23 protein-coding genes are annotated in these 23,901 nt (G+C 68.2%); 13 read left to right on the top strand and 10 right to left on the bottom strand.

The window, feature by feature from the left end; genetic code table 11:
* The first annotated feature begins 11 nt into the window (after nucleotides 1–11).
* A complete protein-coding gene (locus tag AC1RR5_RS10555) occupies nucleotides 12–398 on the top strand; it encodes a nuclear transport factor 2 family protein (RefSeq protein ID WP_492921406.1) in 387 nt (128 codons plus the stop codon).
* Between the two features lie 12 nt (nucleotides 399–410).
* Here AC1RR5_RS10555 and AC1RR5_RS10550 read toward each other — a convergent pair whose 3' ends face one another.
* Together AC1RR5_RS10550 and ccrA are read right to left on the bottom strand one after the other, a co-directional pair.
* Nucleotides 411–896 (bottom strand): hypothetical protein, encoded by a 486-nt coding sequence (locus AC1RR5_RS10550; RefSeq protein ID WP_492921404.1) that lies wholly within the window; start codon nucleotides 894–896, stop codon nucleotides 411–413.
* Nucleotides 897–973: 77 nt separating this feature from the next.
* On the bottom strand, nucleotides 974–2,236 hold the full coding sequence (ccrA, locus tag AC1RR5_RS10545; protein WP_492921402.1) for a crotonyl-CoA carboxylase/reductase: 1,263 nt from the start codon (nucleotides 2,234–2,236) through the stop codon (nucleotides 974–976).
* 190 nt (nucleotides 2,237–2,426) lie between these two features.
* Here ccrA and AC1RR5_RS10540 point away from each other — a divergent pair, with 190 nt between their 5' ends.
* Entirely contained in the window at nucleotides 2,427–3,158 is a 732-nt protein-coding gene (locus AC1RR5_RS10540; protein ID WP_492922085.1) for an enoyl-CoA hydratase/isomerase family protein, read from the top strand.
* Nucleotides 3,159–3,162: 4 nt separating this feature from the next.
* Here the strand turns inward: AC1RR5_RS10540 and AC1RR5_RS10535 are convergent, their stop codons facing one another.
* Nucleotides 3,163–3,522: a DUF6481 family protein gene (locus AC1RR5_RS10535; RefSeq protein ID WP_492921400.1), complete on the bottom strand. Its 360-nt coding sequence runs from the start codon at nucleotides 3,520–3,522 to the stop codon at nucleotides 3,163–3,165.
* A 65-nt stretch (nucleotides 3,523–3,587) separates the two neighbouring features.
* Entirely contained in the window at nucleotides 3,588–3,797 is a 210-nt protein-coding gene (locus AC1RR5_RS10530; protein WP_492921398.1) for a cold-shock protein, read from the bottom strand.
* Between the two features lie 143 nt (nucleotides 3,798–3,940).
* Here AC1RR5_RS10530 and AC1RR5_RS10525 point away from each other — a divergent pair, with 143 nt between their 5' ends.
* From AC1RR5_RS10525 to AC1RR5_RS10510, 4 genes are read left to right on the top strand one after another with little or no spacing between them, the layout of a single operon-like run.
* Entirely contained in the window at nucleotides 3,941–4,123 is a 183-nt protein-coding gene (locus AC1RR5_RS10525) for a hypothetical protein (RefSeq protein WP_492921396.1), read from the top strand.
* A gap of 42 nt (nucleotides 4,124–4,165) precedes the next feature.
* Nucleotides 4,166–6,154: a methylmalonyl-CoA mutase family protein gene (locus AC1RR5_RS10520; protein ID WP_492921394.1), complete on the top strand. Its 1,989-nt coding sequence runs from the start codon at nucleotides 4,166–4,168 to the stop codon at nucleotides 6,152–6,154.
* A 25-nt stretch (nucleotides 6,155–6,179) separates the two neighbouring features.
* Complete coding sequence (locus tag AC1RR5_RS10515) at nucleotides 6,180–6,470, top strand: nucleotidyltransferase family protein (protein ID WP_492921392.1); 291 nt, start codon at nucleotides 6,180–6,182, stop codon at nucleotides 6,468–6,470.
* On the top strand, nucleotides 6,415–6,819 hold the full coding sequence (locus tag AC1RR5_RS10510; RefSeq protein ID WP_492921390.1) for a HepT-like ribonuclease domain-containing protein: 405 nt from the start codon (nucleotides 6,415–6,417) through the stop codon (nucleotides 6,817–6,819). Before AC1RR5_RS10515 ends, AC1RR5_RS10510 begins: the two co-directional genes overlap by 56 nt.
* On the opposite strand, the gene AC1RR5_RS10505 is transcribed toward AC1RR5_RS10510, so the two are convergent.
* Nucleotides 6,816–8,180, bottom strand: coding sequence for an MFS transporter (locus tag AC1RR5_RS10505; RefSeq protein ID WP_492921388.1), 1,365 nt, complete (start codon nucleotides 8,178–8,180; stop codon nucleotides 6,816–6,818). The genes AC1RR5_RS10510 and AC1RR5_RS10505 overlap by 4 nt on opposite strands.
* Before the next feature lie 163 nt (nucleotides 8,181–8,343).
* Between AC1RR5_RS10505 and AC1RR5_RS10500 the strand changes: the two genes are divergently transcribed.
* Complete coding sequence (locus AC1RR5_RS10500; RefSeq protein ID WP_492921386.1) at nucleotides 8,344–9,096, top strand: extensin-like domain-containing protein; 753 nt, start codon at nucleotides 8,344–8,346, stop codon at nucleotides 9,094–9,096.
* 7 nt (nucleotides 9,097–9,103) lie between these two features.
* Here AC1RR5_RS10500 and AC1RR5_RS10495 read toward each other — a convergent pair whose 3' ends face one another.
* Nucleotides 9,104–9,586 carry an SRPBCC family protein gene (locus tag AC1RR5_RS10495; protein WP_492921384.1) on the bottom strand — a complete coding sequence of 161 codons (483 nt, stop codon included), beginning with the start codon at nucleotides 9,584–9,586 and terminating at the stop codon, nucleotides 9,104–9,106.
* 135 nt (nucleotides 9,587–9,721) lie between these two features.
* On the opposite strand from AC1RR5_RS10495, the gene AC1RR5_RS10490 reads away from it, so the two are divergent.
* The 3 genes from AC1RR5_RS10490 to AC1RR5_RS10480 all read left to right on the top strand — a co-directional run bounded on the left by AC1RR5_RS10490 (nucleotide 9,722) and on the right by AC1RR5_RS10480 (nucleotide 13,465).
* Complete coding sequence (locus tag AC1RR5_RS10490) at nucleotides 9,722–9,913, top strand: hypothetical protein (RefSeq protein WP_492921382.1); 192 nt, start codon at nucleotides 9,722–9,724, stop codon at nucleotides 9,911–9,913.
* Between the two features lie 170 nt (nucleotides 9,914–10,083).
* Nucleotides 10,084–10,848, top strand: a complete 765-nt coding sequence (locus tag AC1RR5_RS10485) for an SDR family oxidoreductase (protein WP_492921380.1) — start codon at nucleotides 10,084–10,086, stop codon at nucleotides 10,846–10,848.
* A gap of 64 nt (nucleotides 10,849–10,912) precedes the next feature.
* Nucleotides 10,913–13,465 (top strand): hybrid sensor histidine kinase/response regulator, encoded by a 2,553-nt coding sequence (locus AC1RR5_RS10480; RefSeq protein WP_492921378.1) that lies wholly within the window; start codon nucleotides 10,913–10,915, stop codon nucleotides 13,463–13,465.
* A 5-nt stretch (nucleotides 13,466–13,470) separates the two neighbouring features.
* Here AC1RR5_RS10480 and AC1RR5_RS10475 read toward each other — a convergent pair whose 3' ends face one another.
* Nucleotides 13,471–14,631 carry an aminotransferase gene (locus AC1RR5_RS10475; protein ID WP_492921376.1) on the bottom strand — a complete coding sequence of 387 codons (1,161 nt, stop codon included), beginning with the start codon at nucleotides 14,629–14,631 and terminating at the stop codon, nucleotides 13,471–13,473.
* Nucleotides 14,632–14,704: 73 nt separating this feature from the next.
* Between AC1RR5_RS10475 and AC1RR5_RS10470 the strand changes: the two genes are divergently transcribed.
* Nucleotides 14,705–14,953: a GlsB/YeaQ/YmgE family stress response membrane protein gene (locus AC1RR5_RS10470; protein WP_492921374.1), complete on the top strand. Its 249-nt coding sequence runs from the start codon at nucleotides 14,705–14,707 to the stop codon at nucleotides 14,951–14,953.
* Here AC1RR5_RS10470 and AC1RR5_RS10465 read toward each other — a convergent pair.
* Both AC1RR5_RS10465 and typA read right to left on the bottom strand, forming a co-directional pair.
* Entirely contained in the window at nucleotides 14,950–17,271 is a 2,322-nt protein-coding gene (locus AC1RR5_RS10465; protein ID WP_492922084.1) for a putative bifunctional diguanylate cyclase/phosphodiesterase, read from the bottom strand. The genes AC1RR5_RS10470 and AC1RR5_RS10465 overlap by 4 nt on opposite strands.
* A 405-nt stretch (nucleotides 17,272–17,676) precedes the next feature.
* On the bottom strand, nucleotides 17,677–19,512 hold the full coding sequence (typA, locus tag AC1RR5_RS10460; protein WP_492921372.1) for a translational GTPase TypA: 1,836 nt from the start codon (nucleotides 19,510–19,512) through the stop codon (nucleotides 17,677–17,679).
* Nucleotides 19,513–20,081: 569 nt separating this feature from the next.
* Here typA and AC1RR5_RS10455 point away from each other — a divergent pair.
* Nucleotides 20,082–20,477, top strand: coding sequence for an energy transducer TonB (locus AC1RR5_RS10455; RefSeq protein WP_492921370.1), 396 nt, complete (start codon nucleotides 20,082–20,084; stop codon nucleotides 20,475–20,477).
* A 113-nt stretch (nucleotides 20,478–20,590) separates the two neighbouring features.
* Entirely contained in the window at nucleotides 20,591–22,963 is a 2,373-nt protein-coding gene (locus AC1RR5_RS10450) for an ATP-binding protein (protein ID WP_492921368.1), read from the top strand.
* A gap of 6 nt (nucleotides 22,964–22,969) precedes the next feature.
* On the opposite strand, the gene AC1RR5_RS10445 is transcribed toward AC1RR5_RS10450, so the two are convergent.
* Nucleotides 22,970–23,896, bottom strand: a complete 927-nt coding sequence (locus tag AC1RR5_RS10445; protein ID WP_492921366.1) for an N-formylglutamate amidohydrolase — start codon at nucleotides 23,894–23,896, stop codon at nucleotides 22,970–22,972.
* Nucleotides 23,897–23,901: the final 5 nt, after the last annotated feature.

Genomic DNA, 23,901 nt, shown 5'->3' with positions numbered 1-23,901 from the left:
GCGAGCCTCTCATGTCCACCACCGCTGGCGACGTCGTCCACGCCTATGCCCGCGCCTGGCGGGCGGGCGACCTGCCGGCCATGGTGGCCTGCTATCACGACGACTTCACCCTGCACTATGGCGGTCGCAACAGCCTGGCCGGCGTGCATCCGGGCAAGGCCAAGGCGCTGGCGGTGCTGGCCGAGGTCTCGCGCCGCACCAACCGCCGGCTGGTCGAGATCGCCGACGTGCTGGTGGGCGAGGGTCGCGCCGCCATCCTGGCGCGTGAACGCTTCAGTCGTGACGGCCGCGAGGCGGTGGTCGAGCGCTTGCTGGTCTACACCGCCAGGGACGGCCGGCTGGACGCGTGCTGGGTGCACGAGACCGACCAGGCCCTGGCCGACAGCTTCCTGGACTAGGGCTAGACGGGACTAGCCCTTCTTGAGGGGCGTCCCGTCGCAGCCGCCTTGGGTCATGCCGATCGACTGGCCGTGGGCGACCAGCTCGCCGGTCGGGGTCACGCGATAGCGGGCGTCCTGGGCGACCATCGTCCCGTAGCGGGCGAACTTCTTGTCCTGATAGTCGCGCTTGTAGCGATCACTGACGCGCAGGGTCAGGATGTCGCCGTCCAGTCGCGCGGCGCCATAATAGTTGCCGGCGAACAGCTCGTCCCGCGGGGAGTCGCTGATCTTGGGCAGCGGCGCGGCGCCGACGAAACGCAGGCCCTCACGGTTGCGATAGATCTTAATCTTGTTGAAGAACTTGATGTTGTTGTCGTGGGTTCGACAGGTCATCCACTGTCCCCAGGTGCCTTCCAGGGCAGCGCCGTTGGCGCCGGTCGGCGGCGCGGCGGCGGCGGGAACGACCGAGGTCAGCGACGCGGTCGCGACCAGGGCGGCGAGCAGTTTGGAGGTCATGGCGAGCGTCCTTCCGCATCCTGGAGTGGAGGATGCCATGGGGCGCTCGCTTTGCAAACGTCCCATGGCGAACGACCTCAGGCCGCCCCGCCCAGTTCCTGCACTTCCTCGAAGGTCCGCAGGCCCGGACGCTGGGCGCAGACCAGCACGGCCATGTTCCCCGGCAGGTGCTGGTTGGCCAGCATCTTCTCGTGGGCGGCCGGGATCTGGTCCCAGGGGAACACCTCCGACAGGCAAGGGTCGACGCGGCGGTCGACGACCAGCTGGTTGGCGGCCGAGGCCTGCATCAGGTTGGCGAAGTGGGAGCCCTGCACGCGCTTCTGGCGCATCCACAGGAACCGCGCGTCCATGGTCAGGTTGAAGCCCGAGGTGCCGGCGCAGATGGCGACCATGCCGCCGCGCTTGACGACGAAAACCGAGACCGGGAACGTCGCCTCGCCGGGGTGTTCGAAGACGAGATCCACATCGCGATTGCCGGTGATCTGCCAGATGGCTTTGCCGAACTTGCGGCTCTCTTTCATGTAGTCGGTGAACTCGGGGCCGTTGACCTTGGGCAGCTGGCCCCAGCAGTCGAACTCGCCCCGGTTCAGCACCGCCTTGGCGCCCATCGACAGGACGAACTCGCGCTTGTCCTCGCTGGAGACCACGCCGATGGCATTCGCTCCAGCGACGGCGGCCAGCTGTACGGCGAAGACCCCCAGGCCCCCCGACGCGCCCCAGACCAGAACGTTCTGGCCGGGCTTCAACTCATGCGGCTTGTGGCCGAACAGCATGCGGTAGGCGGTGGCGAGGGTGAGGGTGTAGCAGGCGGCCTCTTCCCAGGTCAGGTGCTTGGGACGCGACAACAGCTGGCGCGACTGCACCCGGCAGAACTGGGCGAAGCTGCCGTCCGGCGTCTCGTAGCCCCAGATCCGCTGGCTGGACGAGAACATCGGGTCGCCGCCGTTGCACTCCTCGTCGTCGCCATCGTCCTGGTTACAGTGGATGACGACCTCGTCGCCCAGCTTCCACCGCTTCACCTTGGAGCCCACCGCCCAGACGATGCCCGAGGCGTCGCTGCCGGCGATGTGGAAGGGTTGCTTGTGGCCGTCCAGCGGGCTGATCGGCTCGCCCAGCGCCGCCCAGACGCCGTTGTAGTTGACGCCGGCGGCCATCACGAGGACCAGCACCTCGTCCTCGCCGATCGTCCAGGTGGGGACCACCTCGACCTGCATGGCGGTGGAGGGCGGGCCGTGGCGCTCCTTGCGGATGCTCCAGGCGTACATGGACTTGGGTACGTGGAAGGCCGGCGGGATCTCGCCGATCTCGTACAGGTCCTTCAGGACAGGTTCTGCAGCCATATCGCTCCCCGTTTCCTTCCGCGTTGCAACAACGCGTGAGGGCCAAACTCGGCTATGCGCGCCCGGTTGTTTCCGGGTCTCGCCAGCGAGGCTGAGACAACTGTTTGAAACTGGCAAGGGGAATCTTGTGCGTCGCAGCATGGCGCTACGGAAGGTTGTCTGCGCCGAGGCGGCGGGCCACGGTGGCGGCATGATCCACCTGTCGCGCCCCGACCCGGCCATCGCCCTCGTCGAACTGGACACCGCCCCCGCCAACGTCCTGGCCATGGCCGAGCGGGCCCGGCTGCTGGAAGCCTTCGCTCAGATCGAGGCCGACAAGGCGGTGCGGGTCGTGGTGCTCACTGGCCGCAACGGCGCGTTCTGCACGGGCGACGACTTGGCCGAGTCCTTGTCGCGCGACGTGGAGACCCAGACGGCGGCGATCCTGCACTTCCTGGCGATGTGCGACCGCGTGGCCGCCTGCCGTGTGCCGGTGATCGCGGCCATCGACGGCTGGTGCATCGGCGGCGGCTTGGAACTGGCGCTAGCCGCCGACATCCGCCTGGCCAGCAACCGCGCCAGCTTCGCCTGCTCGGCGGTGCGGATGGGCCTGACGGCTTCGGCGGGGCGGCTGACGACGCTGGTCGGTGAGAGCCGCGCCAAACCGCACCTGCTGACCGGCGCGCCGTTCGACGCCGCGCGGGCGCTGGCGGATGGAATGGTGGCGGAGGTCCATCCGGCCGAGGCCCTGCTGGACGCGGCCCTGGCCACGGCGGCCGTCATCGCCTCCCGCGCGCCGTTGGCTGTGGAGGCGACCAAGCGCGTGGCCTCAGGCGTCTCGACCACGGCGGCGGAGACGCCGGGCCTGGCCGCGACCGCCGATCACGCCGAGGCGCGGGCGGCGTTCATCGGCAAGCGACCGGCGATGTTCAAGGGGCGGTGAAGCGCTAGCGGCGCGCCTGGCGAGCCGCGTAGCGGGCGTCGCGTTTTGCCTTTGCATCGAGCGCGGACAAAGCCTTGCGCTCCTTGCGTTCGCCACGCTTGGCGCTGAGCGCGTCGGCTTCCGCATCGGCCACGGCCTGAGCCTCGGCGGCCAGGGTCGCCGCGGCGGCGTCCTGCTTGGCGGTCTTGGCCAGGGAGCGGTCGGCGCGAACCTGGGCGAGCATGGTCTTGCGCTCACTGGTCCTGTCGATGTGCTCCAGCGAAGGGCGAGCCTCTTGAGGCTTGAAGCGCGATAGCAGCGCCTGGCGGGCGGCTGCGGCGGTCTTGAGGCGATCTGCGAAACCGTCGTGGGGTGTGTTCTGCACGAAGTCTTTCTGATGGAAGGAGGAAGCGTTGGCCCCCGAGCCGGATGGATCGGGGGCCTTGAGGCTTAGGCTGCTTGAAGCTGGCCGGCCGAGGTCTTGCCGCTGCGCTGGTCTTGCTCCAGCTCGTAGCTGATCTTCTGGCCTTCCTGCAGCGAGCCGAGGCTCGAGCGCTCGACGGCCGAAGCGTGGACGAAAACGTCCTGGCCGCCGTTGTCAGGTTGAATGAAGCCGAAGCCCTTGGTCGAGTTGAACCACTTCACGGTACCGGTCGTCATGGGGGACACCTTTCAGGTGTGAATGTTCTCGCGCCTCGGTCGAGGCGCGACGTCAAATTCGAAGAGGAGCGGAGACAGACCCGGAAGCTCGATCCTGAAATCGAAACCTGGAGAGCGACCGTAGCCAAGGCGATATTCGATAAATGGATACTGACACAGATATCGATGTGCAGCGAACTAATATTTTATTTTTCTATTTCTTCAGCCGAATTCACTTCGGCGACGCCGCGTCTGGATTGGAGCTTCGTCTGCAAAGCGGCGTGGCCAGCCTGCCTTTCCGCAAGCGCGAACCGTCATATTGCGTCGCAGCAAAACCAGGCTCATGATCGGCGATAAGCAAGACCAATAAAGCCGCCCGGGAGCCCACCATGTCCTCGACGCCGTACCAGCATGCGCCGGATCCGCCGTGGATCTTCCGCACCTATGCCGGCCACTCGACGGCGGAAAAGTCCAACGCGTTGTATCGGGCCAACCTGTCCAAGGGGCAGACCGGGCTGTCGGTGGCGTTCGACCTGCCGACCCAGACCGGCTACGACCCCGACCACATCCTGGCGCGCGGCGAGGTCGGCAAGGTGGGCGTGCCGATCAGCCATCTGGGCGACATGCGCCAGCTCTTCAGCGAGATCCCGCTGGAGAAGATGAACACCTCCATGACCATCAACGCGCCGGCGGCCTGGCTGCTGGCGATGTACGTGGCGCTGGCCGACGAGCAGGGGGCGGACCGGGCGCTGCTGCAAGGCACGACGCAGAATGATCTGATCAAGGAGTATCTGTCGCGGGGCACCTACATCTTCCCGCCGCAGCCGTCGTTGCGGCTGATCGGCGACATGATCGCCTGGTGCTATCGCGAGGTTCCCAAGTGGAACCCGATGAACGTCTGCAGTTATCACCTGCAGGAGGCGGGCGCGACGCCGGAGCAGGAACTGGCCTTCGCCCTGGCCACCGCCATCTCGGTGCTGGACACGGTCAAGGCCGGCGGCCAGGTCCCCGACGAGGACTTCGAGATCGTCGCCTCGCGGATCAGCTTCTTCGTCAATGCCGGCGTGCGGTTCGTGACCGAGCTGTGCAAGATGCGCAGCTTCACCAAGCTGTGGGACCAGATCCTGCTGGAGCGCTATGGCGTGCAGGACAAGAAGGCGCGGCGCTTCCGCTACGGGGTGCAGGTCAACTCGCTGGGGCTGACCGAGCAGCAGCCCGAGAACAACGTCTACCGCATCCTCATCGAAGCCCTGGCTGTGACGCTGAGCAAGGACGCCCGCTGCCGGGCCCTGCAGCTGCCGGCCTGGAACGAAGCCCTGGGCCTGCCGCGCCCCTTCGACCAGCAGTGGTCGCTGCGGCTCCAACAGGTGCTGGCCTACGAGACCGACCTGCTGGAATACGAGGACCTGTTCGACGGCTCCCACGTGGTCGAGGCCAAGGTCGCCGAGCTGTCGAAGGGCGCGCTGGAGCAGCTGGCCCTGATCGACCAGATGGGCGGGGCGTCCAGCGCCATCGACTACATGAAGGGCGAACTGGTGACCTCCAACGCCAGGCGGGTGCGCTCGGTCGAGACCGGCGAGATGACCGTCGTGGGCGTCAACCGCTGGACCGACAGCGAGGCCTCGCCGTTGTCGGCCGGCGAGAGCTCGATCGAGACGGTTGATCCGCGCCTCGAGGCCGGTGTCGCGGCGAGGTTGAAGGCCTGGCGCGCGGCCCGCGACGAGGGCGCCGTCGCGGCCGCCTTGTCCGACCTGCAAGCCGCCGCCCGCGACGGTCGCAACGTCATGGAGCCCTCGATCGCCGCCGCCAAGGCCTGCGTCACCACCGGCGAATGGGCCGGCGCCCTGCGCGAAGTCTTCGGCGAATATCGCGGTCCGACCGGTGTGGCGATCATCGTCTCGACCGGCGAGGCCGAGGACGTCGAGGCGGTGAAGGCCGAGGTCGAGCGCGTCTCCGAATTGCTGGGCCGCACACTGACCTATCTGGTCGGCAAGCCTGGCCTCGACGGCCACTCCAACGGCGCCGAACAGATCGCCACCCGCGCCCGCGCCTGCGGCATGGAGGTCGTCTACGACGGCATCCGCTCGACCCCCGAAGAGATCGTCCGCCGCGCCAAGGAAAGCCGCGCCCACGTGGTGGGCCTGTCGATCCTGTCGGGCTCGCACCTCGATCTGGTCCAGGAAGTCATCCGCGTGATGCGCGCCGAGGGCCTGGGCGACATCCCCGTCGTCGCCGGCGGCATCATCCCACCCGACGACGCCCTGATCCTGAAACAGATGGGCGTGGCGCGGATCTACACGCCCAAGGACTTCAAGATCACGCAGATCATGGGGGATGTGGTGAAGCTGGTGGAGGCGACGGCGCTGGAGCGGGCTTAAGCACATTCTGTGCTAGGATGAGCGCATGACCCTCGACGAGGCCCTGACGAAACTGCGCGCGGCCAAGCCGCTGCTCGACCGCTACGGCGTCGCGCGGGTGGGCGTGTTCGGCTCGACGGCGCGGGGAGAGGCAGGGCCGGACAGCGACGTGGACGTGCTGGTGGAATTCGCGCCAGAGCAGCATCCGGGCTTGGACTTCTTCCGCCTTCAGGATGATCTTGCAGACGTTTTGGCTAGCGAAATCGATCTGGTGACGCCCGATGGGCTTCACAGGTTGGTACGCGATCGTGTTCTGCGTGAAGTCGCCTATGTCTAAGGCTGAGCGGGACGCTGAGCTGCGTCTGGACGATGTCCTGCAGGCGATCGGTCGTATCCGCACGTATGTTGCCGATGCCGACTTCGCCAGGTTCCAGGCCGAGACGTTGCTCTTCGACGCGGTGTCCATGAACGTCCTCGTCATTGGCGAGTCTATCGGGCGTCTGCCGGAAAGGCTGAAGGAACAGCTGGGCGGACTACCGTGGAAGAGCATCGTCGCTGTCCGAAATCTCGTGGCGCACGGCTACCCGGAGTTGGACCCGAAGATCGTCTGGGACATCGCCACAACGAGGCTCGACCCGCTTGAAGCGGTCATCGCACCGATGCTGGCCGAAATTCAGAAGCCCTAGCGCCGCCCCAACCGCCAAGCCGCGGCAAACCCTACCACGGCCAACGGCAGGAAGGCCCCGAACAGCACCAGGCCTTGCGTCGGGGCCAAGCTGAGGTCGATGCCGTGGCTGAAGCCCAGCAGGTTGGCCATCGCGCCGGCGCCGGCCGAGCCTGCCGCGCCGCCGATCAGCTGCGCTGTGGGCACCGCGCCGGACGCCATGGCCTGCTCGTCTGCCGGGGCGCCGGCGATGGCGCGGCGGGCGATGAAGGCGTGGCAGAGGCCGAAGCCGCAGCCCATGACCAGATAGGCGCCGGCGATCTCCCACATATTGCCGCGCGCGGTGGTCCAGGCGCTGAGCGCCGCGCCCAGGGCGATCACGCCGGCGCCGATGCGGATCAGGCGGCCGTCCTTCTCGGCGGGGGTGTTGCCGAAGACCATGGCGCACAGGGTCCAGCCGGCGGCGATGGCGCCGGTGACATAACCCGCCGTCAGGGGCGAGGCGTAGTGGCGGGCCTGGATGAAGGCGGGGCCGTAGACGGTGAAGCCGATCACCGCCGCCTCGCAGGCGAAGATGGTCAGCAGGCCAAGGCCCGTGGCGCTGCGCAGGTCGGCGGCGGACTTGGGCAGCAGGCGGTCGTGGGTGCGGGTGTTGGCGGCCAGCATGGCCGCCATGCCGATCACCCCGCCGATCGCCAGGGCGGCGGCCCACTGCGGCGAGGCGACGACGCCGGCCCCGCCGATCAGGCTGACGCCGATGACCAGCAGGATCAGCTGCAGGGTCGGGATCCGGCCTCGGCCCGCGTCACGGTTACCAGCCGGCAGCATGACCATGACGGCGGCCACGAAGATGATCGCCTGGACGACGAACATCCAGAACGCCCCGCGCCAGAAGCCGGCGGCGGCGAACAGGCCGCCCAGCAGCGGGCCGAGCAAGGTCGCCGCGCCCCAGACGCCGGCGACCGCGCCATAGACGCGCGGCCACAGGTGCTCGGGGAAGAGGGCGGTGATGGCCACGTAGCACAGGGCGACCACGGCCCCCGCGCCCAGGCCCTGGATCAGGCGGCCCAGGATGAAGGTGACGAACTCGGGCGCCAGGGCGCTCATCGCGCAGCCGACGGCGTAGACGAGACCCGTCAAGGCCGTGGCGGTGCGCAGCCCCAGGGCCATCGACAGCTTGCCCGAGCAGGCGCCGGCGACGATCGAGCCGGTCAGGTAGGCCGCCACCGACCAGCCGAAATACTGGTAGCCGCCGATCTCGCGGGCGACGCTGGGCATGATGGTGGCGGTGACCAGGGTGTCGGCGGCGTTCAGCCAGATGCCCAGGCACAGCAGGGCGAACCGCGGCGCGAGTTCTCGGTCGATCTTCAGTCCGGCGGCCATGGCGTCCCCTCTCTCGCTTCCATCTAGGGCGATGCGGGGCTCAAGTGAACCCGGACGGCGGTCATCTTCCGCTGTCGGGCGCGCGAGAGGTTGAACCCATCACCATGGTCGTGCTTGGGTGCGGCGTTAACCATTTGCTTCCGTAAGGCGCTCCCCCGCCCCCATGCGTTATCGCGTTCCGCACAACCCGCGCATCGAGCACGAGGTCCGTCATCGCGCGCGCTATGCCCGCTATGCCGGGCTGGTGATCCTGTGGCTGCTGGTGCTGCTGATGGCCTTCGTGGCCGAGCGCAAGATCCCCGACCAGCACCTGCCGTGGAAGCCGCTCAGCGTGGTCGATCCCGTCGGCCTGGCCACGCGGGTCAAGGCGGCGCGGGCGGGGGCCGATCCCAAGCTGTGTCGCGGGATCATGACTCGGGCGGGCGTGACCTATGCCGAGGTCCCCGACCGCACCGAGGGCGAGTTTTGCCAGCTGCGCGACGCTGTCCAGCTGCAAGCGGGCCTGGCCAAGTTCGAGCCCGCCGAGGCGCCGCTGGTCTGCAAGGAGGCGCTGGCCCTGACCATCTGGGAGCGCCAGGTGGTGCAGCCGGCGGCCGACGAACTCCTGGGCCAAGGCGTGTCGTCCCTGGTGCACTACGGCAGCTACGCCTGCCGCCGGATGTACGGCCTGCAGGAGGGGCCTGTCAGCGAGCACGCCACGGCCGACGCCATCGACGTCGCCGGTTTCCGGCTGGCCGACGGCTCGGTGATCAGCGTGGCCAGCGACTGGACCGATCCGGGCCCGCGCGGTCAGTTCCTGCGGCGCGTGCGGGACGGCGCCTGCAAGGTGTTTCTGACCACGCTGAGCCCGGACTACAACGCCGAGCACCGCGACCACTTCCACCTCGACATGAGCGGGTGGACGAAGTGCGCGTGATGGCGCGCTAGAGCGTCTTGGCCAGCGCTTCCAGCTGGCCGGCGACGATGCCCCAGCCTTCGTGGAAGCCCATCTGTTCGTGGGCGGCCTTGTCCTCGGCGCTCCAGTGGCGGGCCACGGCGCGGTAGCGGGTCTTGCCGTCGCCCAGGTCCTCGAAGGTGACGATGGCGACCATGAACGGCTTGGCCGAGGGCTGCCAGGTCTCGGTGAAGGCGTCGGTGAAGACGATCTTCTTGTTCGGGATGACTTCCAGATAGACGCCCGGCTGGGGCATGCGCTCGCCGTTCGGGCCGTTCATCACGAGGTAGCTGTTGCCGCCGGTGCGCACGTCCAGCTTCACGTCCGAGACGGTCCAGGGCTTGGGGCAGAACCACTGCGGCATCAGTTCCGGAGTGGTCCAGCACTGGTAGAGCTTCTCGGCGGGCGCATCCAGGACGCGGTCCAGAACCAGTTCGCGGTCGGCGGGGAAGTCGGCGTTGTCGAGGGCCATGGGGTCGTTTCCTTTGTCGGTTGGAGTGAACTTTCGCCTCAAGGACGGAGCACTTCCACCGTCCCCGACATCGAGGGCGAAACTTTTTTCGTAGGGGCTCGTTGGCCTGTGACACCAACACCAGGAGCGACCGTCATGCCTGAACGCGAAGACGCTTACGAACCCACCAGCGTCGAGGTCGAACGCAACATCCAGCAAGGCGGCGGCGTCGGCGCCCGCGACCTGGCCCGCCAGGCCGAACCCGGCGAGGTCGTCACCGAAGACGCCGGCGACGAGGACCAGGACGCCCCGACCGAAGGCCTCGGCCGGGCGCATCCGCACGAATAGCGGGTCCGTCCTCGCCCTTCGACAGGCTCAGGGTGAGGACTACTTTTTGCGCCGTTTCAGAAGAGACCTCATCCTGAGCTTGTCGAAGGACGAGGTCTCGGCTCCGCAGGCTTGACCGGCCGCGCTCCCAGCCGCACTGTGCATTCAAACAAGTGTTTAGGGAGCGCGCCGTGAACCTCTTCGACCTCACCGGCAAGGTGGCGATCATTACCGGGTCCTCGCGCGGGATCGGTAAGGCGATCGCCGAGCGGATGGCCGAGCACGGGGCCAAGGTGGTGATCTCGTCGCGCAGGCTGGCGCCCTGCGAAGAGGTCGCCGCCGCCCTGAACGCCAAGCACGGCGCGGGGACGGCCATCGCGGTCCCGGCCAACATCGCCTCCAAGGACGACCTGCAAAACCTCGTCGACGAGACCCTGAAGGCGTTCGGCCAGGTCGACATCTGCGTCTGCAACGCCGCCAGCAATCCCTATTACGGCCCGCTGGCCGGGATCAGCGACGACCAGTTCCGCAAGATCCTGGACAACAACATCATCAGCAATCACTGGCTGATCGGCATGGTCGCGCCGGAAATGCGGGCGCGGAAGGACGGGGCGATCATCATCGTGTCGTCGATCGGCGGCCTGCGCGGCAACGCCATCATCGGGGCCTACAACATCAGCAAGGCGGCCGACTTCCAGCTGGCCCGCAACCTGGCGCACGAGTTCGGCCCCGACAATGTGCGGGTCAACTGCATCGCGCCGGGCCTGATCAAGACCGATTTCGCCAAGGCCCTGTGGGACGATCCGGCCACCCTGGAGCGCTCGACCAAGGGCGTGCCGCTTCGCCGGATCGGCGAGCCGGACGAGCTGGCCGGGGCGGCGATCTACCTGGCCAGCAAGGCCGGCAGCTTCATGACGGGACAAGCTCTGGTAGTGGACGGCGGGGCCACGATCTGATCCCCGCAACCTCGGCGGTAAGCTTAACGGTTCCCACATCTATCCCTACGAAGTCTGAGCGCCAATGCGGCGCTTGCTCACGTCCCTTGTCCTGATCGCCAGTCTCGCGGCCTCGGCCGCCGGGGCCCAGACGCCTGTTCCTCTCGGTCAAAAGCTGGAGCAACTGAGCCAGGAGATCGGCGCCCACGAGGTCCGGCAGCCGCCGCGCGAGAACGAGGACATCGAGCGGGCCGGCCGGCGGGCCATGCGCGAGACGGGCCAGGTCCGGCTCTATGGCCTGTGGCGGGTGCTGTACGCCTACAAGAGCAACCAGATCCCGGGCCGCTTCGACACCTGGGCCAAGGAGGCCCATGAGGTCGCCGCGCGCGACAAGGATCCGGCTCTGGCGGCCCTGGCTGACCTGGAAACCATCGCCTATCGCCACGAGACGCGCGGCTTTCGCGCCTTCACCGAGGCCGACTGGCTGAAGTTCATGACCCGGTCCGGGCCCGACATCCGCCTGATGGCCGGGATCGAGCGCGTGCGGCACCTCGGCCAGGTCGGGCGTTGGGCGCAGGCCGCGCGACTGGCCGCCGACCTGACCACCGACCTGGAGAAACGCGGCCGCATGGCCCAGCCGCTGCTGGCCGAGTTGCACCAGGTGCACAGCTATACGCTGTCCGACATCGGCGACAAGGAAGGGGCCCTGGACCACATGGCCCAGGCCGCGCGGCTGGACGAGCGCGACGCGTTCTATGTCCGCAAGATCGAGCGGATCTACGACATCGGCTACACCGCCGCCGAGCTGGGCGAGCTGGACGCCGCCGAGCGTTTCGCGACCCTGCACCATCACATGACCACCGCCGACGGCGACCAGAACCTGCTGACCTGGGACCGCTTCCTGTGCGCCCGCATCGCGGCCCTCCGCAACGCGCCGCAGCGGGTGCTGGATTGCGTACGGCCGTCCGCCGCCAACCTGGCCGCGCCCGACCGCCGCCTGCAGGTGCTGATGCTGGGCCAGCGCGCCCTGGCGCAGGCCCAGCTGGGCCGTGTCGACCTGGCCCGCGCGGACCTCACCCGCCTGAAGGCGACGCCCGACACTCTGGCTCCGCGCGATCCGCACCAGGAAAACCTGATCGAGGCCTATATCGACCAGGCCGACGGCCATAGCGCGCAGGCCTTCCGCAAGCTGGACGCCTGGCGCCGCCTCGACGAGATCAACGCCGACCGCGCCCACTCGCGCAGCGTCGCCGAGATGTCCTCGGCCCTGGACAGCGAGCTGCGCGCCAAGCGCGACGAGAGCCGCCGCCTGACCGAGGAGGTGCGCCTCAGCCGCAGCCTGGCGCGGGCGTCCGTGGTTATCGCCCTGCTGCTGGGCGTGCTGGTCGCCGGCGGCGTCGCCTGGGCCGTGCACCAGCGCCGCGTCTCGCGCCGCTTCAAGGACGCGCAGGAGCACGCCGAGGCCGCCAACAAGGCCAAGTCCTCGTTCCTGGCGGTGATGAGTCACGAGCTGCGCACGCCGCTGAACGGCATGCTGGGCGTGGGTCAGGCCCTGCGCGCCGGCAAGCTGACGCCTGAGCAGAAGGAACAGGTCGACCTGATCATGGACAGCGGCGACACCCTGCTGGTGCTGCTGAACGACATTCTCGACCTCTCCAAGATCGAGGCCGGCAAGCTGGAGATCGCCCCGACGGTCGGCGATCTCGTCCAGACCTGCTCCCGCCTGGTCGGCGCCTACCAGCCCACGGCCCGCGAGAAGGGCGTGGCCCTGACCTTCAAGCTGGAGAGCGAGGCGCCCGGACCGCTGATGTTCGACGGGGTGCGGGTGCGCCAGTGCCTGACGAACCTGGTCTCCAACGCCCTGAAGTTCACCACCCACGGCAAGGTCGAGGTGGCGCTGGCCTGCTATCCCACCGACGACGGACGCATGCGCGTGCGACTGCGGGTGGCCGACACCGGCATCGGCATGAACACGGCCACGGTCGCCAAGCTGTTCCGCCCCTTCGTCCAGGCCGACGCCTCGACCACCCGCAATTTCGGCGGCACGGGCCTGGGCCTCAACATCACCCGCCGCCTGGTCGAGATGATGCGCGGCGAGATCCGCGTCGAGAGCGAGGAGGGCGTCGGTTCGGTCTTCACGATCGAGATGCTGGTCGACGCCGCCGAGCCGTCCGACGTCCCGGTCTGGGAGGCCGAGGCGGGCGACGAGGACGCCGGCTTCGTGGCGCTGCAAGGCCGCCGGGTGCTGGTGGTCGACGACCACCCGGTCAACCGCCGGGTCATCCGCCTGTTCCTCGAGCCGTTCGACTGCGAGCTGATCGAGGCCGAGAACGGCCAGCAGGCCCTGGACGCCCTGCAGGCCCAGCCGGTCGACATCGTGCTGATGGACGTCAACATGCCGGTGCTGGACGGCCTGGAAGCCACGCGGCGGTTGCGGCTGGACCCGCGGTTCGCGCGCCTGCCGGTCATCGCCCTGACGGCGGACGTGATGTCGTCGCAGATCAAGACGTGTTTGGAGGCGGGGTGCGATGCGCACGTGGCCAAGCCGATTGATTTGCGGAATCTGCTCTCGGCGATGGATCGGTGCCTGGCGCGCGGGACGGCGCGGGAGCTGATGGCGGGGCTGAGCGCGCTCTAGGGGCGCTAAGCGAAAGCCGCCTTCGCCGCCGCCAGCCGCTCCAGCGCCGCATCCAGCGTCTCGTCCGTCTTCGCGAAGCACAGCCGCACCACGTTCGTCACCGCGTCCTGCGCGAAGAACGCCGACACCGGGATCGCCGCGACCCCGAACTCCACGACGCACCGCTCGCAGAAGGTCACGTCGTCCAGCGCCACGCCGGACGCCGTCAGGTCGATGTTGAGGAAGTACGTCCCCTGGCTCTCCAGCACGACATACCCTGCCGCCCGTAGCCCCGCCGTCAGCCGGTCCCTCGACCGCTGCAGGTCGGCCGGCATCGCGTCGAACCACGCCCGGTGGTTCTCCAGCCCCCAGGCGACGCCCGCCTGCAGGTTGGGCGGCGTCGTGAAGGTCAGGAACTGGTGGGCGGCGGCCAGGGCCTTGGTCAGGGCGGGGGCGGCCATCAGGAAGCCGACCTTCCAGCCGGTCATGCCGAACAGCTTGCCGGCCGAGCCGATCTTCACCGTGCGTTCGCGCATGCCGGGGAAGGTCATCAGCGGTCGGTGCTTGCGGCCATCGAAGACCACGGCCTCCCAGACCTCGTCACAGACGGCGATGGTGTCGTGGCGGACGCAGAACTCGGCGAGCAGCGCCAGATCCTCTTCCGGCGTGACGACGGCGGCCGGGTTCAGCGGGCTGTTGAGGACGACCATGCGGGTGTTGTCGCTGAAGACGGCCTCCAGCATCTCGCGCGTGAAGCGCCACTCCGGCGGGGCCAGGCGGACGAGTTTCGGCACACCACCCGCGCGGCGGACCAGCGGCAGATAGGCGTCGTACAGCGGCTGGAACAGCACCACCTCGTCGCCCGGCGAGATCAGCGCCGTGAACGCCGCCGCCAGGGCTTCCGTAGCGCCCGAGGTGACGACGATCTCCGTATCCGGATCCAGCTGCAGGTCTTGGGCCCGACCGTAATGCCCCGCCACGGCGGCGCGTAGCTCAGGTAGGCCGCGCATCGGCGGATACTGGTTGGAGCCCTCGATCAGCGCCCTTGCCGCCGCCTCGCGGACGGGCAGGGGACCCTGGTCGTCAGGAAAGCCCTGACCCAGGTTGATCGCGCCGTGCTGGCGGGCCAGGCCGCTCATACGCTCGAAGATGGTGGTCGGCAGGTTGTCGAAGACGGGGTGAACCATGTTCGCTGCGTAGCACTGAACCCAAAGCGCCGCTCGCGCATTTCCTGCGGCGTAGCTTTACCAGGAGATGGGCATGCAAGGCGTCGGGTTTATCGGAGCAATCATCATCGGGATCTTCGCCGGCTGGCTGGCCGAGAAGATCATGAAGCGGGATCACGGCCTGCTGACCAACCTGATCGTCGGCCTGGTCGGCGCGTTGCTGGGCGCGTTCATCGCCGGGATGCTGGGCATCCACTTCATGGGCTGGATCGGCAGCCTGCTGATCTCGACCCTGGGCGCGGTGCTGCTGCTGTGGCTGCTGGGGCTGGTGAAGCGGTCCTAGACCGCTTCGGCCTCTTCCGCCCCGTCGTCCTCGACCTCGCGCCGCATCTGCCGCGCCAGGTTGGACAGCAGGAAGCTCGGGATGTCGCCCACCGGCATCGGGCGGCCGTACAGGAAGCCCTGGAACGTGTCGCAGCGCATGTCCGACAACAGCTTGGCCTGGGCCTGGGTCTCGACGCCTTCGGCGGTGACTTCCAGGTTCAGGGTCTGGCCCAGCAGGGCGATGGTGCGCAGGATGTCGGCGATGGCCGTGTTGTCCTGCATCTCGGCCACGAACGAGCGGTCGATCTTGATCTTGTCGAACGGGAACCGCCACAGATAGGCCAGGCTGGAATAGCCGGTGCCGAAGTCGTCCATGGCGATCTTGACCCCCAGGGCCTTCAGGGCGGCCAGCTGCTCCAGGGTCTTGACGCTGTCGTGCAGCAGCAGGCCCTCGGTGATCTCCAGCTCCAGCCGTTGCGGGGCCAGGCCCGAGGCCGCCAGGGCTTCGCGGACCTGGGCCACCAGTTCGCCCGAGGCGAACTGGTTGGGCGACAGGTTGACGGCGACGGTCAGGTGCGAGGGCCAGGCGGCGGCCGTGCGGCAGGCCTCGTGCAGCACCCATTCGCCGATGGTGCCGATCAGGCCCCACTGCTCGGCGCATTCGATGAAGTCAGCCGGCGGCACCAGGCCCCGGCGCGGATGCTGCCAGCGCAGCAGGGCCTCGAAGCCGGTGGTCTCGTGCTCGACGCTGCCGATCAGCGGCTGGAAGAACAGCTTCAGCTCGTTGTTGGCCAGGGCGTCGCGCAGGTCCAGTTCCAGCGCGCGGCGCTCCTGGGCCCACACGTCCATGGCGGTCTCGAAGAACCGGTAAGCGCCACGACCGTCGCCTTTGGCCCGGTAGAGGGCGAGGTCCGCGTTCTTCAGCAGGCCGTCGGGATCGTCGGCGTCGAACGGCGCGACGGCGATGCCGACGCTGGCGCCGATCAGCACGTTGTGGCCGCGCACGTCGTAGGGATCCGACAGGGTGGCGACGATGGCGCGGGCCAGGTCGCCCAGGGCCTCGTGGCCCGGCGAGGGGGCGATGACGACGGCGAACTCGTCGCCGCCCAGGCGCGAGACGAGGCCCAGCTCGCCCACGCAGTCGCGCAGGCGGGCGGCGGCCTGGATCAGCAGGTCGTCGCCGATCGGGTGGCCCAGGCTGTCATTGACGCCCTTGAAGTGGTCCAGGTCCAGGCACAGCACCGCGCAGCCGGTTTCGCCGCGCTTGCCGTGGTCGGTCCAGGCCTTGCTCAGGGCCTGCAGGAACGACAGGCGGTTGGGCAGCTGGGTCAGCACGTCATAGTGGGCCAGGCGCGAGATGCGGGCCTGGTCCTCACGGGCCTGGGTGATGTCGGCGCCCACGCCGCGGAAGCCGGTGAAGACGCCGTTCAGGTCGTGGACGGGCTTGGCCGACAGCGACCACCAGTGGGTCTGGCCGCCGACGCCGATCGAGACCGTCACGTCGCGGAAGGCCTTCTGGTCGAAGAACAGCGGGGCCAGGGCGGCGACCGAGCCCATCGGGCCCTCGGCCGCGCCGCACAGCTCCGACATCGGACGGCCGATCAGCTGGTCCTTGTCGACGCCGGCCGCGGCAGCCATGCGGTCGGAGACGTAGGTCATGGCGCCCGAGGCGTCGACTTCCCACAGCCAGTCGCTGGCGCCTTCCTCGAAGTCGGACAGCAGCAGGGACACGACCTGCTTCTGCTGTTCCAGCTCGTCGGCGGCGACCAGGCGGTCGGCGAAGATCTTGGCGTGCGACAGGCACGAGACGCTGACCACCATGTGGCAGAAGATCAGCAGGCCGCCGAGGGCGAACAGCACCGGGTCGTGGCTGGTGGCCAGCACCCACAGCGCGCCGATGACCATCGGGGTCGAATAGGCGATGGCCGCGGCCGGCAGGGTCAGCATGGCGAAGCCGCCGCAGCCGATCATCCCGGCCAGCACCGAGGCGACCAGCATCGGCATGGCGCCGGCGAAGCCCTGTTCCTTGGGCATGGTCAGGATCGGCAGCACGCCCCACAGGCAGCCCAGCAGCCCCGCCTGCCAGGTAATGCGGCGCACGCCGCGGGCCGAGACGGTGTTCTTCGTGCTCTTGCGGCGCTGCGAGGCGACCCAGCCTCGCAGGCCCAGCAGGGCGTAGCTGATGACCAGGGCGGCCCAGAGGGTGAGGATGGTCGTGTGGGGGCTGGACAGGCCGGCCAGGCCGACCAGCAGGGCGATGACGATGTTGGCGCCCATCATCACGGGCGTCATGCGCAGGATGCTCTGCACCTGCTCCATGCGCACCCGGCCGGCCATGGCTTCGGGCACGTGCGGCAGGAGGCGGTCGTGCAGCGCGGACGCGCCGCGATTGATCAGCGTGCTGGCGGCGATGCCCACGACGCGTGCCTCTGGTCTTCCGGAGTGAAATTCCCCCGGGCAAGACCATCCTCGGTGCGGGTAAACCTGTGGTTAAGTTCGCGTTTTCGCGAAGCAAATCGACGACGGAAATGAGTAGGGCGGGGTATTCGCCTTCCCCAATACCGCTCATTCCCGCGAAAGCGGGGAACCAAGCGGAGTCCAGTGAAGGTTTCGAGGCCGTTCTGCTTTCCGTAACGTCAGCTTGGTTCCCCGCTTTCGCGGGGATGAGCGGGTTTAGCGGCGGCCAAAGAAAAAGGCCGCCGTCCTTGCGAACGGCGGCCCCAATTTCTCAGACCCTAAGGCCTACTCTTCCTTGACGCGACGCTTGCGGAACGACGGGTTCAGGATCTGCTTGCGCAGACGGATGTTCTTCGGGGTCACCTCGACCAGCTCGTCTTCCTCGATATAGGCGATGGCCTGCTCGAGGGTCATCTTGCGCGGCGGAGTCAGGCGGATCGACTCGTCCTTGCCCGAGGCGCGGACGTTGGTCAGCTGCTTGGCCTTCATCGGGTTGACGTCGAGATCGTCCGAACGGGCGTTCTCGCCGATGATCATGCCGAGGTAGGTCTTTTCGCCGGCGCCGACGAACATCACGCCGCGCTCTTCCAGGTTCCACAGCGCATAGGCCGCGGTTTCACCGTCCGAGTTCGAGATCAGCACGCCCTTGCGCTGTTGGTCGATCGCGCCCTTGTAGGCTTCGTAGTGGCTGAACACGCGGTTCAGCACGCCCGAGCCGCGGGTGTCGGTCAGGAACTCGCCCTGATAGCCGATCAGCGAGCGCGAGGGGGCGGTCAGCTGGATGCGGGTCTTGCCGGCGCCCGACGGACCCATGTCCTTCAGCTCGGCCTTACGCAGCGAGAGCTTCTCGATGACGATGCCCGAGAACTCGTCGTCGACGTCGATCATGACGTCTTCCATCGGCTCCAGGCGCTTGCCGGTTTCCGGGTCCTGCTGGAACACGACGCGCGGACGCGAGATCGAGACCTCGAAGCCTTCGCGGCGCATGTTCTCGATCAGCACGCCCAGTTGCAGTTCGCCGCGGCCCGAGACTTCGTAGGCGTCGCCTTCGCTGGTCTCGGCCACCTTGATGGCGACGTTGCTCTCGGCTTCCTTCAGCAGGCGGTCGCGGATGACGCGCGACTGGACTTTGTCGCCTTCGCGACCGGCCAGCGGGCTGTCGTTGACCGAGACGGTCATCGAGATGGTCGGCGGATCGATCGGCTGGGCCGGCAGGGCGTCGGTGACTTCCATGGCGCAAAGGGTGTCGGCCACGGTCGCCTTGGACATGCCGGCGATGGCGACGATGTCACCGGCTTCCGCGCCTTCATCGATCGGCTGGCGCTTCAGGCCGCGGAAGGCCAGCACCTTGGTGATGCGGCCGCGCTCGATTTCCTTGCCATCGCGGTCCAGGGCGTGGATGGCCATGCCGGGGACGGCCTTGCCGCTCTCGATGCGGCCGGTCAGCAGGCGGCCCAGGAACGGATCGCTTTCGATCAGCACGTTCAGCATCTGGAACGGCGCGTCTTTCTTGGCGATCTGCTTGGGTTCCGGCACGTGGCGGACGATCAGGTCGAACAACGGGCCGAGGTTGTCGCTGGGCACGTTCATGTCCAGCGTGGCCCAGCCGGCGCGGCCCGAGGCGTAGATGTGCGGGAAGTCCAGCTGCTCGTCCGTGGCGCCGATGGCGGCGAACAGGTCGAAGGCGGCGTTGTGGACGCGGTCCGGATCGGCGTGGGCGCGGTCGACCTTGTTGATGCAGAGGATCGGGCGCAGGCCCATCTTCAGCGCCTTGGTCAGCACGAACTTGGTCTGCGGCATGACGCCTTCCTCGGCGTCGATCAGCAGGACGCAGCCGTCCACCATGCCCAGGATGCGTTCGACTTCACCGCCGAAGTCGGCGTGGCCGGGGGTGTCGATGATGTTGATGCGGGTTTCGCCCGCTTCACCGTTCCACAGGACGCTGGTGCACTTGGCCAGAATGGTGATGCCGCGCTCGCGCTCCTGGTCGTTGGAGTCCATGGCGCGCTCGGTCGTGGCTTCGTTGGCGCGGAAGACGCCCGACTGGGCCAGCAGCTGGTCGACGAGGGTGGTCTTGCCATGATCGACGTGCGCGATGATGGCGATATTTCGCATGGACATGGGGACGGACGGACTTTCGGGAGGAATAGGGATGACGCTCTACGCGTCAGGCGCGCGGCTTTTACGCGACTGCGGCCGATTTATCTAGCCCTGACACTATGAAACACTTGTCGCAGGTAACCGGTGTCATGGCCAAAGCCTTGCCGCGCTTGGCTTTGCGCGATGTTTGCTCGAGAGACCGTTTCAAACGCAACAAATTGTGCACTGCAACATGCACATTTTTTAGGCTATTCCAAATAGCGACGTTACGTAATCCTTGTGCAGCAACGGGTTGCCTCAATCCCCTGTCAAAAAATCGACATTGAAGCCCAAATTTCTGCTTGCCTAATTTTGCGCCGCACCCTATAAACAATCCTGTGAGGCGGCGCTGCCGCTTCTGCCCTTCCTGGGCGTTTCCTCCCTAATGAACTGGCCCGGCGGTTTCGCCGGGCTTTTTTTTTGGCCTGTGTGGCCGGGAAGCGACCGGCGAGGTCGTAGGCCCCGTTTGCTCCCGCGCCGCGCGCGTGCGTTTGACACGAACGACGAGCCAAGCCTCACTGATCAGACCGAAGCGAACCGGGGGGTAAGCTTTGAATCGACCCATAACGCTGGCCGCGGCCCTTCTGATCCTTGTGAGTGTCGCCAATGTGACACCCGCCCAGTCACGCCTGCCGCCCTTGCAGATCTTGAAGTCGCCATCGCCCGAGGTATTGGCCGGTCTCTTCCCCGCCACCGCCCGCCGCGCGGGCGTGGAAGGCGCGGCGACCCTGGAATGCGTGATCCGCCGCGACGGCACGTTCGGCGACTGCGTCGTGCGCGGCGAGAACCCCGAAGGCCTGGGCTTCGGCGGCGCGGCCCTGGTGGCCATGACCTACTATCAGGTCGACGTGGCGGGCCAGAACGCGGTCCAGGTCTCGCGGCGCATGCCGGGAATCACGATTCGCTTCGCCTTGCCGCCGATGCCCGCCAAGGGCGCCGGTCGCTAAGGAGCCTTTGCCCCCGCTCGACGTTACCAGAGCTTGAGCGGGGGGCAGCTGTGCGGATTGACGACTTCGCCTTGGCCAGAATCTTTCCTGGCGACAGCGAAATGGCGCGGCGCATGCGCCAGAAGGATTGGTCGGCGACGCCGCTGGGCCCGCCCGATACCTGGCCGACCGGGCTGACCACGCCGCTGGCCATGATGCTGACCTCGCGGTTCGAGATGTGGCTCGGCTGGGGCGAGGACCTCTGCTGCTTCTTCTACAACGACGCCTACATCCCCACGCTTGGGATCAAGCATCCGCACGCCCTGGGCGCGCCGTTCCGCGAGGTCTGGAAAGAGGTCTATGCCGACGTCGAGCCCCAGGTGCGCTCGGTCATGGTCGAGGGCAGGCCGACCTGGAACAAGGCGCTGCAGCTGCTTCTGGAGCGCAGCGGCTATCCCGAGGAGACCTACCACACCTTCTCCTACAGCCCGTTGCGCGACGGCGAGGCGATCCGGGGGCTGATGTGCATCGTCACCGAGGAGACCGAGCGGGTCATCAGCGAGCGGCGACTGGACACCGTGCGCCGGCTTGGCGAGTGCCTGATCGGCGCGGTCACCCGGGATGCGGTCGTCCAGGGCCTGTGCGACGCGCTGGCCAGCAACACGGAGGATTTCCCGTTCGCCCTGGCCTATGTCCGCGACGCGATGGGCGGCTTGGTCGGCTGCGCGGCCACCGACGAGGCGCGGGGCCTGCTGCAATCACCCTGGCCGCTCGAGACCGGCGGGGCGCAGGACTATCCGCTGGAGGCGGACGGCGCCTTGCCCACGGGGCCGTGGTCCATTCCGCCGACCCGGGCGCTGATCTTGCCGGTCACCGGACCGGACGAGGCCCCGGCCGCCGTCCTTGTTCTGGGGCTGAATCCCCATCGTCGCGGCGACGACGGGCTGCTCGACCTGGCCAATCTGATCGCGGATCGCGCGGCGGGGGCCTTCGCCCAGGCCGCGATGGTCGAAGCCGAAAAGCGGCGACACGACCGGATCTGGACCAATGCCCGCGACCTGATGGTGGTGGTCGACCGGCGTGGCGTGTTCCAGGCGGTCAGTCCGGCCTGGACGCGGATCCTGGGCCACCGTGTCGAGGACGTTGTCGGCCGGACGATCGAGTCCTTCGTGCTGCAAGACGATCGGGAAGAGACGCGTCAGGCCCTGGCGGGCGTCGTCGGCGGCGAGCAGGCGACGGGGTTCGAGAACCGCTATGTCACCGCCGACGGCGGCAGTCGCTGGATCTCGTGGAACACGGCCAATGAGGACGGCCTGATCTATGGCTACGGACGCGACGTCACCGAGGAGAAGCTCCAGGCCGAGCAGCTGAAGCTGGCCGAGGAGGCCCTGCGCCAGGCCCAGAAGATGGAAGCCATCGGCCAGCTGACGGGCGGCGTCGCCCATGACTTCAACAACCTGCTGACGGTGATCCGCTCGTCGGCCGACCTGTTGCGCAGCCGCGACCTGCCGCCCGAGCGCCGCCGCCGTTATGTCGACGCGATCTCCGACACCGCCGATCGCGCCGCCAAGCTGACCAGCCAGCTGCTGGCGTTCTCGCGCCGCCAGGCGCTCAAGCCCGAGCGCTTCAACATCGCCGAGCGGGTGGACGTGCTGGGCGACATCCTGCGCTCGGTCCTGGGCGCGCGCATCCGGCTGCAGATCGACCTGGCCTGCGAGGACTGCGCGGTCGAGGCCGACGTCAATCAGTTCGAGACCGCCCTGATCAATCTCGCGGTCAACGGCCGCGACGCCATGGACGGCGAGGGCGACCTGACCGTGCGGATCGACGCGGCCGACGCCATCCCCGCCCTGCGCGGCCACGCCGCCAGCCGGGGGGACTTCGTCACCGTCGCCGTCACCGACCAAGGGTCCGGCATCGCCGCCGATGACCTGGCGAGGATCTTCGACCCCTTCTTCACGACCAAGGAGGTGGGGCGCGGCACGGGCCTGGGCCTCTCCCAGGTCTACGGCTTCGCCAAGCAGTCGGGCGGCGACGTGGCCGTGGCCAGTCGCATGGGGCAGGGGGCGACGTTCACGCTGTTCCTGCCGCGCACGCGCGAGGCGCTTCCCGCGACCACGAGCCCGGCCGCGCCGGCCCACATGCAGCATCGCGGGCGTGTCCTGGTGGTCGAGGACAACGGCTCCATCGGCGAGTTCACGACCCAGCTGCTGCAGGACCTGGGCTATCAGACCGACTGGGCCGCCAATGCCGCCGACGCCCTGGCGGTGCTGGAGGGCGGCGACGCCTTCGACCTGGTGTTCAGCGATGTGGTGATGCCCGGCATGGGCGGCGTCGAGCTGGCCCGGACCATCCGGCGTCGCTGGCCGGGCCTGCCGGTGATCCTGACCAGCGGCTACAGCCACGTGCTGGCCACCGACGCGCGCCACGGCTTTCCGCTGCTGCACAAACCCTATTCGGTCGAGGAACTGTCCCACATCCTGCGCCAGACCCGGGCCATCGCCTGAAGGGCGCTACTTCAGCTCGCTGAGATCCAGCCCCGCCAACGCCCGCGTCACCGCCTCGGCGTCCGCCGTCAGCCGCGCCAACCCGTCCGTCGGCTCGCGCGTGGTCTCGTTCATATAGAGCGCGCGGTTGATCTCGATCTGCAGGGCGTGGGTGCGGCGCACCGGGCGGCCGTAGTGTTCGGTGGTGTAGCCGCCGGCATAGGGCGCGTTGCGCACGACGCGGTAGCCCAGGGTTTCCAGCTCGCGCTCGACTAGGCCGGTCAGCTTGGGCGAGCAGGCCGCGCCGAAGCGGTCGCCCAGCACGATGTCGCACGGCCCGCCGCCCTTGGCCCGCTGGCCGCGCGCGGCGGCGGCCGGCATCGAGTGCCAGTCGATCAGGATCGCCGCGCCATGGGCGGCCCGCGCCGCCGCCAGCTGGCGGTCCAGGGCGTCGTGATAAGGCCGGTGGGCCAGCTCGACCCGGTCCTTGGCCTCGGTGAAGGTCAGCTTGCGGGCATAGATCGGGCGACCCTCGCCGGCGATGCGGGGGATGGTCCCCAGGCCCGCCGCCACCCGAGCCGTGCGGCCACGGGCGTATTCGGGCAAATCACCGTCGAACATCGCCGGGTCCAGCTCCCACGGCTCTCTATTGAGGTCGACATAGGCGCGGGCGAAGCGGGCGCGGATCAGGCTGGCGCCGAGGGCGGGGGTCCCGGCCACGATCCGGTCGACAAAGGCGTCCTCCGAAGCGCGCAGGGTCTCGACCGGCAGGCGGGCGGCCGACAGCATGTCCTCGGGATAGACGTCGCCGGAGTGGGGCGAGGCGAACACCAGCGCCGTCGGCGGCGGGGCGCCGGCCGGGGCGGCGCGCGTGACCTCGAACGCCGGGCCGCTGAAGGTCTCCAGCGGCGCGGTTACCGAGTCATCGGTCGTGAGGGGCCGCCAAGCGCTCATGGCGT

This window comes from Caulobacter sp. GW821-FHT11E11 (assembly GCF_058808315.1).
Note: the sequence above shows the minus strand (reverse complement) of the source record. Positions and strands in the feature narration are given on the sequence as shown.

Bases quoted from the DNA above. Each gene is read 5' to 3' on its own strand.
- AC1RR5_RS10505 (WP_492921388.1), bottom strand. From the start codon at position 8,180: ATGGCCGCCGGACTGAAGATCGACCGAGAACTCGCGCCGCGGTTCGCC.
- AC1RR5_RS10465 (WP_492922084.1), bottom strand. From the start codon at position 17,271: ATGGCCGGCCGGGTGCGCATGGAGCAGGTGCAGAGCATCCTGCGCATG.
- AC1RR5_RS10550 (WP_492921404.1), bottom strand. From the start codon at position 896: ATGACCTCCAAACTGCTCGCCGCCCTGGTCGCGACCGCGTCGCTGACC.
- typA (WP_492921372.1), bottom strand. From the start codon at position 19,512: ATGTCCATGCGAAATATCGCCATCATCGCGCACGTCGATCATGGCAAG.
- AC1RR5_RS10490 (WP_492921382.1), top strand. From the start codon at position 9,722: ATGCCTGAACGCGAAGACGCTTACGAACCCACCAGCGTCGAGGTCGAA.
- AC1RR5_RS10555 (WP_492921406.1), top strand. From the start codon at position 12: ATGTCCACCACCGCTGGCGACGTCGTCCACGCCTATGCCCGCGCCTGG.
- AC1RR5_RS10450 (WP_492921368.1), top strand. From the start codon at position 20,591: ATGCGCCAGAAGGATTGGTCGGCGACGCCGCTGGGCCCGCCCGATACC.
- AC1RR5_RS10495 (WP_492921384.1), bottom strand. From the start codon at position 9,586: ATGGCCCTCGACAACGCCGACTTCCCCGCCGACCGCGAACTGGTTCTG.
- AC1RR5_RS10515 (WP_492921392.1), top strand. From the start codon at position 6,180: ATGACCCTCGACGAGGCCCTGACGAAACTGCGCGCGGCCAAGCCGCTG.
- AC1RR5_RS10520 (WP_492921394.1), top strand. From the start codon at position 4,166: ATGTCCTCGACGCCGTACCAGCATGCGCCGGATCCGCCGTGGATCTTC.
- AC1RR5_RS10540 (WP_492922085.1), top strand. From the start codon at position 2,427: ATGATCCACCTGTCGCGCCCCGACCCGGCCATCGCCCTCGTCGAACTG.
- AC1RR5_RS10500 (WP_492921386.1), top strand. From the start codon at position 8,344: ATGCGTTATCGCGTTCCGCACAACCCGCGCATCGAGCACGAGGTCCGT.
- ccrA (WP_492921402.1), bottom strand. From the start codon at position 2,236: ATGGCTGCAGAACCTGTCCTGAAGGACCTGTACGAGATCGGCGAGATC.
- AC1RR5_RS10525 (WP_492921396.1), top strand. From the start codon at position 3,941: ATGGATACTGACACAGATATCGATGTGCAGCGAACTAATATTTTATTT.
- AC1RR5_RS10510 (WP_492921390.1), top strand. From the start codon at position 6,415: ATGGGCTTCACAGGTTGGTACGCGATCGTGTTCTGCGTGAAGTCGCCT.
- AC1RR5_RS10475 (WP_492921376.1), bottom strand. From the start codon at position 14,631: ATGGTTCACCCCGTCTTCGACAACCTGCCGACCACCATCTTCGAGCGT.
- AC1RR5_RS10470 (WP_492921374.1), top strand. From the start codon at position 14,705: ATGCAAGGCGTCGGGTTTATCGGAGCAATCATCATCGGGATCTTCGCC.
- AC1RR5_RS10480 (WP_492921378.1), top strand. From the start codon at position 10,913: ATGCGGCGCTTGCTCACGTCCCTTGTCCTGATCGCCAGTCTCGCGGCC.
- AC1RR5_RS10530 (WP_492921398.1), bottom strand. From the start codon at position 3,797: ATGACGACCGGTACCGTGAAGTGGTTCAACTCGACCAAGGGCTTCGGC.
- AC1RR5_RS10445 (WP_492921366.1), bottom strand. From the start codon at position 23,896: ATGAGCGCTTGGCGGCCCCTCACGACCGATGACTCGGTAACCGCGCCG.